The organism is Micromonospora humidisoli, from assembly GCF_016900955.1.
Taxonomy (GTDB): domain Bacteria; phylum Actinomycetota; class Actinomycetes; order Mycobacteriales; family Micromonosporaceae; genus Micromonospora; species Micromonospora wenchangensis.
This window is the reverse complement of sequence record NZ_JAFEUO010000003.1, coordinates 67,419-78,430: the sequence shown is the minus strand read 5'-3', so window position 1 is coordinate 78,430 and position 11,012 is coordinate 67,419. Positions and strand designations below refer to the sequence as shown.

General features: G+C 71.6%; 8 protein-coding genes. 2 read left to right on the top strand and 6 right to left on the bottom strand.

The genetic code is table 11. The features are described from left to right. Positions 1-116: 116 nt before the first annotated feature. Together JQN84_RS10965 and JQN84_RS10960 are read right to left on the bottom strand one after the other, a co-directional pair. Positions 117-1,757, bottom strand: a complete 1,641-nt coding sequence (locus tag JQN84_RS10965) for a sodium/solute symporter (protein WP_204958290.1) — start codon at positions 1,755-1,757, stop codon at positions 117-119. Position 1,758: 1 nt separating this feature from the next. Beyond that, positions 1,759-2,154, bottom strand: coding sequence for a hypothetical protein (locus JQN84_RS10960; RefSeq protein WP_204958915.1), 396 nt, complete (start codon positions 2,152-2,154; stop codon positions 1,759-1,761). 336 nt (positions 2,155-2,490) lie between these two features. Here JQN84_RS10960 and JQN84_RS10955 point away from each other — a divergent pair, with 336 nt between their 5' ends. Beyond that, on the top strand, positions 2,491-3,816 hold the full coding sequence (locus tag JQN84_RS10955; RefSeq protein ID WP_204958289.1) for a hypothetical protein: 1,326 nt from the start codon (positions 2,491-2,493) through the stop codon (positions 3,814-3,816). Positions 3,817-4,020: 204 nt separating this feature from the next. Next, the gene (locus JQN84_RS10950; protein ID WP_204958288.1) at positions 4,021-6,102 is read left to right on the top strand and encodes a choice-of-anchor D domain-containing protein; all 2,082 of its coding nucleotides are present in this window, start codon (positions 4,021-4,023) and stop codon (positions 6,100-6,102) included. Positions 6,103-6,262: 160 nt separating this feature from the next. On the opposite strand, the gene JQN84_RS10945 is transcribed toward JQN84_RS10950, so the two are convergent. From JQN84_RS10945 to JQN84_RS10930, 4 genes are all read right to left on the bottom strand, one after another. Beyond that, on the bottom strand, positions 6,263-7,024 hold the full coding sequence (locus JQN84_RS10945; protein ID WP_088643667.1) for a LytR/AlgR family response regulator transcription factor: 762 nt from the start codon (positions 7,022-7,024) through the stop codon (positions 6,263-6,265). Between the two features lie 17 nt (positions 7,025-7,041). Then, positions 7,042-8,265 (bottom strand): sensor histidine kinase, encoded by a 1,224-nt coding sequence (locus tag JQN84_RS10940; protein WP_204958287.1) that lies wholly within the window; start codon positions 8,263-8,265, stop codon positions 7,042-7,044. 40 nt (positions 8,266-8,305) lie between these two features. Then, positions 8,306-9,817 (bottom strand): sugar transferase, encoded by a 1,512-nt coding sequence (locus JQN84_RS10935; protein ID WP_204958286.1) that lies wholly within the window; start codon positions 9,815-9,817, stop codon positions 8,306-8,308. A gap of 328 nt (positions 9,818-10,145) precedes the next feature. After that, complete coding sequence (locus JQN84_RS10930; protein ID WP_088643573.1) at positions 10,146-11,006, bottom strand: Fpg/Nei family DNA glycosylase; 861 nt, start codon at positions 11,004-11,006, stop codon at positions 10,146-10,148. Between the last annotated feature and the right edge of the window lie 6 nt (positions 11,007-11,012).

The following is an 11,012-nucleotide window of genomic DNA, read 5'->3' as shown; positions in this document are numbered from 1 at the left end:
CGTATCCGGACCGGGCGAGGAGCCGCTCCCGCCAGGGGACGATCCCGGCTCATCCCGCAGGCGGACGACCGCGCAGGGTGGCTCCGGGGAAGACGAGGGCCGATCGGGACGAACGGTCAGGAACGGAGCGACTCGGGGGCGTGCAGGCGGAGCATGGTGACCCCGACGTCGACCGGGGTGCGACGGCGGGTCGCCATCGACACGGCGATCATCACGGTGAAGGCGAGCGGCACCGTCCACGCGGCCGGTTGGGTGGTGAGGGTGGCCGGCCATCCGGTCAGCGGCGGCCCGAGCACGGTGACCAGCACCGCGCCGATCGCCGCGCCCCCGCCGACCAGCACCCCGGCCGCCGCGCCGAGGTCGGTCAGCCCGCGCCACCAGATGCCGAGCACCAGCAGCGGGCAGAAACTGGACGCGGCGACCGCGAAGGCCAGCCCGACCACCTGGGAGACGTCCAGCCCGGAGACGTTGAGGGCGAGCACCGCCGGCACCCCGCCGGCGATCACCGTGGCCAGCCGGAAGCCGCGTACCGAGCCGTGCCCCAGGACATCGGTGGAGATCACCCCGGCGACGCTGGTGAGCAGCCCGGACGAGGTGGACAGGAAGGCGGCGAACGCCCCGGCGGCGACCAGGGCGGAAAGCAGCCGCCCGGTGACGCCGTCGCCGAGCGCCGCTTCGGGCAGCAGCACCACCACCGCGTCGGTCTGCCCGCTGACCAGCAGTTGCGGGGTGTAGATCCGGCCGAGCACGCCGTACAGCGTGGGCAGCAGATAGAAGACGCCGACCATGGCCAGCACCACCAGGGTGGTCCGCCGGGCCGACGCGCCGTCGGGGTTGGTGTAGAAGCGCACCAGTACGTGCGGTAGTCCCATGGTGCCGAGGAAGGTCGCCAGGATCAGCGAGTAGGTGGCGAACAGACCCCGGTCGTCGTCCCCGGCGGCGCTGGGCAGCAGCCAGTCGGTGGCCCCGTTGGCGACCCCGGACACCTCGGGCACCGGGTCCCCGGCGGCGAAGCTCAGCTCGTCGCCGGGGCGTACCTCACGGATGGTGCCGTCGGGGAAGGTGAGGGCCGCGCGGTGCTCGACCACGACGGTGGTGGCGGTGCGGAACGCCGGCCCGTCGGGCGGGGTCACCGCCGGGCGGGCGTCGGCCTGCCACTGCAGGGCCAGGAAGATCGCGGGTACGGCGAGCGCCGTCAACTTCAGCCAGTATTGAAAAGCCTGCACGAAGGTGATCGCCCGCATCCCGCCCAACGCCACGTTGGCGGTGACCACCGCCGCGACCAGCAACGCCCCCACCGGGTACGGCGAGCCGGCCACCGTGGCCAGGGTCAGCCCGGCGCCCTGCAACTGCGGCACCAGGTAGAGCCAGCCGATGAAGATGACGAAGACGGTGGCCAGGGTGCGCAGCCGGCGGGAACCGAGCCGCAGCTCGCAGAAGTCGGGCAGGGTGAACGCCCCGGACCGGCGTAGCGGCGCGGCGACGAACAGCAGGAGCGCCAGGTAGCCGGCGGCGAAACCGACCGGGTACCAGAGCACGTCGACGCCGTACTTGAGGATGAGTCCGGCGATGCCGAGGAAACTCGCCGCCGACAGGTACTCCCCGCCGATCGCGGCGGCGTTCCAGGTCGGACTGACCGTCCGGGACGCCACCAGGAAGTCGGAGGTGGTGCGGGCCAGGCGCAGTCCGTAGAAGCCGATGCCGACGGTGATCAGGGTGACCGCGACGATCGCCGGTACGACGTACCCGTTGCCCATCTCAGCGTTCCGGTCGTTGGACGAGGTCGACGAAGTCCTGTTCGTTGCGTTCGGCGAGCCACACGTACGCCCAGCCGACGACGATGAGGAAGGGGAACGAGACCACCCCGAGCAGCAGCCAGGGCAGGTTGACGCCGAGCACGGTGACCCGGCCGACCGGGGGCGCGATGGCGAACAGCCAGGGCAGCCCGCCCAACCCGACCAGCACCAGCAGGCTCAGCCGCAGGGCGAGGGTGAGCTGTGCCCGGACCAGGCCCCGGACCAGCGCCTCACCGACCCGGGTCTGTTGGGTCAGCTCGGTGCGGGTGTGGGCGGCCCGGGTGTCCCGGCGGGAGACACCGGCCAGCACGATCCGTACCCGCCCGGTCGACCGGGGGGCCGGCGGCCCCGGGTCCACCGGTGGCGGTTCGGGGTCGTGGTCGGCGGTCACCCGGGCAGTCTCGTCGGCCCCACCCGAATGTCAAGTGTCGTCCACCGGGGGTGTGGACAACCTGTGGACAAGGCGGACCGGCCTGTGGACGACGGTGGGCGACCCGGCGACCACCGTAGCGTTAAGTCTGATTCGTCCTCACCGGAACGTCACCAGGAGATCATCTGTAACGGCCTTGCCGGCATTGACCCAGGCCCCTACGCTGGGGCAGCCAATCCCTTTCTCATCGAACACGGGGTCTCTATGCGCAAAATTCGCACTCTCCTCGGCGTCGGTCTCGCCGGAGCATGTGCACTCGCCGTGGTGCCGGGTACGGCCTCCGCGGCTCCCGTCTCCGCGCCGCTGCAGAAGGCGGCGGCCCTCGACGACGTGACCGGCGCCTACTACCCGGTCTCCCCGGCCCGGCTGCTGGACACCCGCGACGGCACCGGTGCCCCGGTCGGCAAGATCGGCGCCGGCAAGAAGGTCGACCTCCAGGTCGCCGGCCGTGGTGGCGTACCGGCCAGCGGCGTCGGCGCGGTCGTGCTGAACGTGACCGTCACCGGTCCCAGCGCCGCCAGCTTCCTCACCGCCTACCCGACGGGCGAGTCCCGCCCGACCGCCTCCTCGGTGAACTTCGCCAAGGGCTGGCTGGGCTCCAACAACGTCACCGTGAAGCTCGGCTCCGGTGGCAAGGTCTCGGTCTACAACAACAGCGGCTCGACCGACGTGATCGTCGACGTGGTCGGCTTCTACGCGGGCGACAACAGCCTCACCAACCGCGCCGGCGGCCAGTACGAGTGGTACCTGCCGGAGCGCATGTGGGACAGCCGGGAGGACCCGGAGGGCAAGCCTCCGGCCGGTCAGGTGCTGGAATACTCGCTCAACTTCGGCCCCGACTACAACCCGCACGTCAAGTCGTTCGTCTTCAACGTCACCGCGGTGTCGCCGGCCAAGTCCGGCTTCCTCACCGCGTGGTCCGGCAGTGGCGCCCGCCCGGCCGCCTCGACGGTGAACTACCTCGCCGGCAAGAACGTGCCGAACCTGACCTTCGTGCAGACCACCCCGTGCACCGGCACCGAGCAGTACAACTGGTGCACCGCTGGTGCGCCGAAGTTCAGCATCTACACCTCGCAGTCGGCGCACGTCCTGGTCGACCTGGTCGGCGTGGTCGACGACGGCGAGTCCTCGTACGGCATGCGGTTCGCCCCGCTGAGCCCGACCCGGATCGTGGACAGCCGCTCCAACCTGGGCATCTCCGGCGCCATCCCGGCCAACGGCACCCGCAAGGTGACCGCCCCGGAGGCGCTGGTCACGCCCGACACCGAGGTGCTGGCGATGAACGTCACCGCCGTCACCCCGACCAACAACACGGTCATCACCACCTGGCCGGCCGACTTCGACGGCATCGGCAAGCCCGCCACCAGCAACCTGAACCCGTACGCGGGCCAGGTCGTCTCCAACGGCGTGCTCGGTGTCATCGGCCCGAACTACGCGTTCAACGTCAACAACCTGTCCGGCAGCACGCACCTGGTCGCCGACGTGGTGGGCACGTTCTACTACCCGCCGGCGTCCACGGCCAAGTCGGCCACGTCGCTCAAGGGCGGCAAGGCCAAGCCGAGCGCGGTCCCGGCCGCGAACCGGCGCTGACCGACAGTCGCCACGACGGCTGACCATCGGCCGTCACCCGGAGCGCCCCGACCACCCGGTCGGGGCGCTCCCGCGTTTTCCGGCGGTGAATGCTTCCATCGATATGGCCTTGCCGCTCGTGATCACCGCCCATAGTGTGTGGTCCACAATCACTCTTCCTTCTTCACGGGGTAATGCATGCGCATTTTTCGCGCCCTACTCGGCATGAGCATTGCCGGGACCTGTGTGCTGGCCGTACTGCCGGGGGTGGCGCTGGCCGCGCCCACCGCGCCGTACACGGTCCTCACCGTCGACGTCGGTGACCAGACCGGCGGCTATCCGATCTACCGCTCCGACGTCTTCGACCGTGACAACTCCACCGTCTCCGTGGTCCCACAGAGCAACGACCGGCTGGCCGTCGAGACCAACCGGGCCGGCTCCTACGTGCGGCTCACCATCCAGCCGCCGGCCGGCGAGCAGTGGACCGCCGGTCAGACCTACCAGGCGACCTGGCAGGGCGACGGCGGCACCGCCGCCATGGACCTGGCCTCGGACGGGCGCGGCTGTGGCCACGTCACCGGGTGGATCAAGGTCCGGCAGGTCGAGCGGGACGGCGACACCGGTCTGGTCGACGCCTTCGCCGCCGCCTACGAGTACAGCTGCCGGGACAGCCTCTACTACACCGGCACGGTCAGCGGCGAGCTGCGCTGGAACTCGTCGGTGGACTACGTGGTCGCGCACGGCGAGCCCAACCCGGTGAGCTTCAACTACCAGGAGCTGGCGGTGCCCAGCGCGGCCAGGACGGTGACCTTCCGGGCCGTCGGCAGCGCCCCGATCACCTTCGGGGCGGCCAGCCTCGGCGGCCCGACGCCCGAGGCGTTCGCGCTGCTCGGCTCGAACTGCACCGGCCGGACGTTGGCTCCGGGCCAGACCTGCACGGTCTCGGTCGCGGCCAACCCGACCAGGGAGGGGGTGCAGCAGGCGAGCCTGCTGCTCGCCGACGACAGCGCCTCCGGCACCCGCCGGGTGCAGTTGGCCGTGGAGGGCTTCCGGGGCGTCACCGGCAGCTACTACCCACTGGCACCGAAGCGGCTGATGGACACCCGGTCCGGGTTGGGCGCGGCCAAGGCCAAGATCGGCCCGGGTAAGAAGGTCGACCTCCAGGTCACCGGGCGGGGTGGGGTGCCGAGCAGCGGTGTCGGCTCCGTCGTGCTGAACGTGACTGTCGTCGGCCCGACGGCGGGGAGCTTCCTGACCCTCTACCCCGCCGGTCAGAGCCGTCCGACCGCCTCCTCGATCAACTTTGCGAAGTCGTGGCTCGGCTCGAACAGCGTCACCGTCAAGGTGGGCTCCGGCGGCAAGGTGTCGGTCTACAACCACGCCGGTTCCACGGACGTCGTGGTCGACGTGGCGGGCGTCTGGGCGGGGAACAACTCGCTCTCCAGCCGGGGGCAGGGCGGCCAGTACCAGTGGATCAAGCCGTACCGCCTCTACGACACCCGGGAGGAGGGCGGTCCCCTGAAGGCCGACTACATCATGTGGAGTTGGCTCAGCTTCGGTGACCTCAACACCCACGTCAAGGCGCTGGTCGTCAACATCACCGCCGTCTCGCCCCGCAAGGCCGGCTACCTGACGGCCTGGAACGGGCAGGGTGACGTGCCGAGCGCGTCCACGGTCAACTATCCGGCCGGCAAGGTGGTGCCGAACCTCGCCATCGTGGAGACGGTCGAGTGCACCGAGTGCGGCGGACGGCGGGCCCCGGAGTTCTCGATCTACACCTCGCAGACCACCCACCTGGTGGTCGACGTGGTGGGTGTGATCGACGACGGCACCGTCCCGGACGGCCTGCGGTTCACCCCGATGTCGCCGACCCGGATCGCGGACAGCCGGATCGGCCAGGGCCTGCCGAGCGTCCTCGGGCCGACCGCGGTCGGCAAGGTCACCGCACCGGCGAGCATGCTGACCCCCAGCACGCAGGTGCTCGCGATGAACGTCACCGCGGTCACCCCGACCAGCAACACCGTGCTCACGGTGTGGCCGGCCGACTCGGCGATGACCCGGCCCACGGCGAGCAACCTCAACCCGGCCGCCGGGCAGACCGTCTCCAACGCGGTGCTGGGCATCCTCGGTCCGACCCAGGGCTTCAACGTCTACAACCACTCGGGTAACACCCATGTGGTCGCCGACGTGGTCGGCACGCTCTGGGTCTACCCGGGTACGGCCGCACCACCCACGGGCCGGGCCACGTCCCCCGGCGGCAGGCTCAAGGTGATCGACTCCGGCGTGGGCGCCCCCTCCCCACGCTGACCGTCACCAACGACGAAGGGCGTCCCGGCCTCGGCCGGGGCGCCCTTCACCCTTCCCGCGCCAGGGGGCCGATGTTGCGGCATCCGGGCACCCGGTCACCGCAACATCGCCGACATTGCGACGATCATGACGGCCAGCGCGCCGGCAGCGCGCACCCGGCTCAGCGGTTCCAGTCCTGTTTGGCGGCGCGGACCAGCTTGTCCTTCAGCTCCCGGGTGTGCCGGCGACTCACCGGCAACTCGGCGGCGTCGATCAGCACCACGTACCCCGAGTTGACCAGGCGCAGCTCCGCGATCAGCCGCAACTGCACCAGGTACGACCGGTGGATGCGGACGAAACCCGCGTCCGCCCAGCGTTCGGCGAGGGTGGCCAGCGACACCCGCACCAGGTGCGACCCGTCGGCGGTGTGCAGCCGGGCGTAGTCGCCCTGCGCCTCGACCCAGCGCACCGCCGAGCGGGGCAGCATCCGGGTCGTCCCGGCCAGCTCCACCGGGATCGTCGGGTCCTCCTCGGCACGGGCCAGCGCCGCCGGGTGCGACGGCACCACCCGGGAGCCCATCACCCGGCGCAGCGACTCGGCCAGCCGTTCGGCGCGTACCGGCTTGCGGACGTAGTCGGTCGCGCCCAGGTCGAACGCGTCGACCGCCCCGTCGTCGTACGCGGTGACGAAGACGATCGCGGGGGGCCTGGCGAACCGGCGCAGCACCCGGGCCAGTTCCATGCCGTCCAGGCCGGGCATCCGGATGTCGAGGAAGACCACGTCGACGTCGGTGTCCCGCAGCACCCGCAGCGCCTCGGTGGCGTCACCGGCCGTGTGCAGCCGGGCCACCCGGGGATCGGCCCGCAGGTGGTACGCCAACTCGTCGAGCGCCGGTGGCTCGTCGTCGACGGCCAGCACCCGCAGGAACCCGGAGGCGTTCACCGCGCCGCCCCGCTCGTTCACGCGCCGGCCCGTACGCCGGGGTGGAACTTCGGGATCCGCAGGCTCACCTTCGTACCCGAACCGGGGCCCGTCTCGACGACCAGGCCGAACCCGTCGCCGAACACCGAGCGGAGCCGCTCGTCGACGTTGGAGAGGCCGACGTGCTGGCCCGGGTCGTCGGTCGGGTCGCTGCCGGCCCTGCTCAGCTCGGCGATCCCCGCGGTCAGCGTGGCCGGGTCCATCCCCACTCCGTCGTCCTCCACAGTGATGTGACACTCGGCACCCGCGTCCCGGGCCTCGATGCTCACCATGCCGGTACCGGGCTTGCGCGACAACCCGTGTCGTACCGCGTTCTCCACAAGCGGTTGCAGGCACAGGAACGGCAGGGTCACCGGCAGCACCTCCGGGGCGACCTGCAACCGCACCTGCAACCGGTCACCGAACCGGGCCCGTTCGATGGTCAGGTAGCGATCGATGGAACGCAACTCCTCGGCGAGGGTGGTGAACTCCCCGTGCGCCCGGAAGGAGTACCTGGTGAACTCGGCGAACTCCAGGATCAGCTCCCGGGCCCGCTCCGGGTCGGTGCGCACGAACGACCCGATCGCGGTCAACGCGTTGTAGATGAAGTGCGGGCTGATCTGCGCCCGCAACGCCCGGATCTCGGCGCGGGCCAGCCGTTCCCGGGACGAGTCCAGCTCGGCCAGCGAGAGCTGGTTGCCGGCCCAGTGCGCGGTCTCCAGGGTGGCCTGCACCAGGCCCGGCGCGGGCGGCCCGTCGGCCACCGCGACCAGCGCCCCGACCACCCGGCCGTCGGCCGACAGCGGGGCCACCACCGCCCCCCGGACCAGGCAGTCCACCCGGTCGCAGTGCAGCTCCGACTCGCCCAGCACCGTCGACCGGCCGGTCTCGGCCACCCGCCGGGCCGCCGCGAGCAGTTGCCCGCCGTGGTGTCCGCCGCGCCCGTCGAGGGCGAGCAGCGTGTCGGCGTCCGTCAACGCCAGCCCGGCCGCCCCCACCAGGGCCCGCAGATGGCGTACGGCCTTCGCCGCGCCCGCCGGGTGCAGCCCGGTACGCAGCGGCTCGGCGGCCAGCCCGGCGGTGTGCAGCACCTCGTAGGTGGCCCGCTGGGTGGCGGTGGCGATGCCCCGTCGACCGCGTAGCCGCAGCGCCGCCCAGAGCGCGGCGGCGAGCGCGGTCACCAGCGAGACGACGCCGACCACGGCGGAGAGGTTGCCACCCACCCCGCGATCCTGGCCTGTCCGGCCCGCCACGCCAAGGGGTTCAGTACGCGCCCTTGCGGGCCAGCACCACACCGACCGTGCGCCACAGGATGCTCAGGTCGTACGCCAGCGACCAGTTGTCGACGTAGTAGAGGTCGAGCCGGACCGCCTCGTCCCAGGACAGGTCGGAACGGCCGGACACCTGCCACAGGCCGGTCATCCCCGGCCGGACCAGCAGCCGCCGCCGCACGTCGCCGAGGAAGTCGCCGTCGTCGGCGGGCAGCGGACGCGGCCCCACCAGCGACATCTCCCCCCACAGCACGTTGATCAGCTGGGGCAGCTCGTCCAGCGAGGAGGCCCGCAGGAAGCGGCCCACCGGGAACACCCGGGGGTCCTGCTTCATCTTGAACAGCATGCCGTCGGTCTCGTTCTGGTCGACCAGGCCGGCCAGCCGTTCTTCGGCGTTGACGTACATGGTGCGGAACTTCCACACCCGGAAGGTCCGCCCCTCGTGGCCCACCCGGGGCTGGCGGAAGAAGACCGGCCCGGGGTCGGACAGCCGGATGGCCAGCCCGATGGCGAGGAAGACCGGGACGAGCAGCAGCAGGCCCAGCCCGGCGGCGATCCGGTCCATCAGGTTCTTGGCCAGCAGCGCCGGCCCGGACAGGGTCGGCTCCTCCACGTGCAGCAGCGGCAAACCCTCGATCGGGCGGATGTGCACCCGGGGGCCGGCGATGTCGGTGAGCTGCGGGGCGACCACCAGGTCGACGCCGGAGCCCTCCAGTTGCCAGGCCAGCCGGCGCAGCTCACCCGGTTCGGCGCTGGCCGAGCCGCAGACCGCGATGGTGTCCCCGCCGACCTCCCGCACCAGGGCCAGTACGTCCCGCCCGGCGTACACCGGGACGGGGGTCTGGATGCCCCGGGCGGCGGCGTACCCGTCGGTGATGTGGATGGCCACCGGCACCAGGCCGGCGCTCGGGTTGCGGGTGACCGCCGTGTAGACCTCCAGGCACTCCGGCAGGGTGCCCACCAGCACCATCCGGTGCCCGGCGTGCCCGGCCCGCCCCCGGATGCGGTGCAGCACGAACCGCGCGGTGATCCGGAAGAGGAGCACCAGCACCAACGCCCCGGCCAGGGCGAAACCCACCGTGTAACGCGAGAGGTCGGTCTTGGTGGCGAAGGCGACGAACGACACGGTCGCGGTGACCGCGACACCACCCCGGATGACCCGCTTGTACTCCTCCGGCCCGAGGCCGAGGTAACGCCTGTCGTAGGCCCGGTTGCCCCAGAGCGCCACCAGCCAGCCGAGCGGCACCAGCAGGAAGACCACCGTGTAGAACCAGGTCGGGTCCGCCTGCGCGTTGTAGAAGCCGGCCCGTGCCTGACCGAACGCCTCCTGGGCGATCCAGTCGGCCAGCACCACGGCGGCGAAGTCGAGCAGCAGCAGCGCCGCCGTGTACGGGCGGTGCCAGCGGGACACCCGACGTCGGGCGCGGGCCCAGGCCGACCGGGGCACCCCGTTGTGTGACGGCGGTGTCGGCGGCTGGATCTCGAAGCTGTCGACGTGCCGCACGAGTTTGCTCCGGCCTGTGTTGGTTACCGGGCGCTGGAGGCTTGTCGTCACCTCAACCCATGTCCTCCCGCATGACTCGCGCCGCTCACTCGCCGTGAGGGGCCCGGGTCGCCCACCGTTCCAGTCTCCCACGCTGGCAGCGGGTCAAACGCGGAGCCGGGGGGCTTTGCGTCTGGGGTCGCCAACGGGGAACCGGCCGACTTCACGTCAGTTTTCGAAGCCGGGGACCGAGCCACTATACCGATGGACGGCCACCGGGGTAGAGCGCGGACGGGGACGTTCCGCGCGCCAGGGACGATACCTCTCCGTAACAATGGCGCGGTGTGACTCACCGTACGAGACGGGACAACCGACGGTCAGCGAGCGGTTTGCCCCCGGTCTGGCAGGTCGGGCAGTACTGGAGGCTGGAGTCGGCGAACGAGACTTCCCGGACGGTGTCGCCACAGACCGGGCAGGGCAGCCCGGTGCGGGCGTGCACCTTCAACCCGGAGCGTTTCTCGCCCTTCAGCTCCGCCGCCCGGTGCCCGGCCGAGCGGCGTACCGCGTCGCCCAGCACCGTCCGGGTCGCGGCGTGCAGGGTGGCGAGCTGGTCGTCGGTGAGCCGGTCGGTGATCGCGAACGGGGACAGCTTCGCCGCGTGCAGGATCTCGTCGGAGTACGCGTTGCCGACCCCGGCGAGCACCGCCTGGTCGGTCAGCACCCCCTTGACCTGCCCCCGTCGGCTGCGCAGCCGTTCGGTGAAGGTGGCCAGGTCGGCGTCGAGCGCGTCCGGCCCGAGCTTGGCGACCCCGGGGACCTGTGCCGGGTCGGTCACCAGGTAGGCGGCGAGCTTCTTCTGGGTGCCCGCCTCGGTGAGGTCGAACCCGGAGCCGTCGTCGAGGCGTACCCGTAGGGCGATCGGGCCCTTGCCGGGGCGCAGCGGGGTGGTGGAGGGGAACGCCTCCCGGTAGTGCAGCCAGCCGGCGCGGGCCAGGTGCACCACCAGGTGCAGGTCACCGTCGAAGATCACGTCGAGGAACTTGCCGTGCCGCCGGGCGTCGGCCACCGCCCGGCCCGACACCGCCGTGGGCGCCGGGTCGTACGTCTTCAGGGCGCTGATCGCGGCGACCTCGACCCGGTCGACGCGTCGCCCCACGGCACGCTCACGCAGGTACCCCGCGAGCGCCTCCACCTCCGGTAGTTCGGGCACGAGCCA

Coding starts and splice junctions, on each gene's coding strand:
- JQN84_RS10965 (WP_204958290.1), bottom strand. CDS start 1,757: ATGGGCAACGGGTACGTCGTACCGGCGATCGTCGCGGTCACCCTGATC.
- JQN84_RS10950 (WP_204958288.1), top strand. CDS start 4,021: ATGAGCATTGCCGGGACCTGTGTGCTGGCCGTACTGCCGGGGGTGGCG.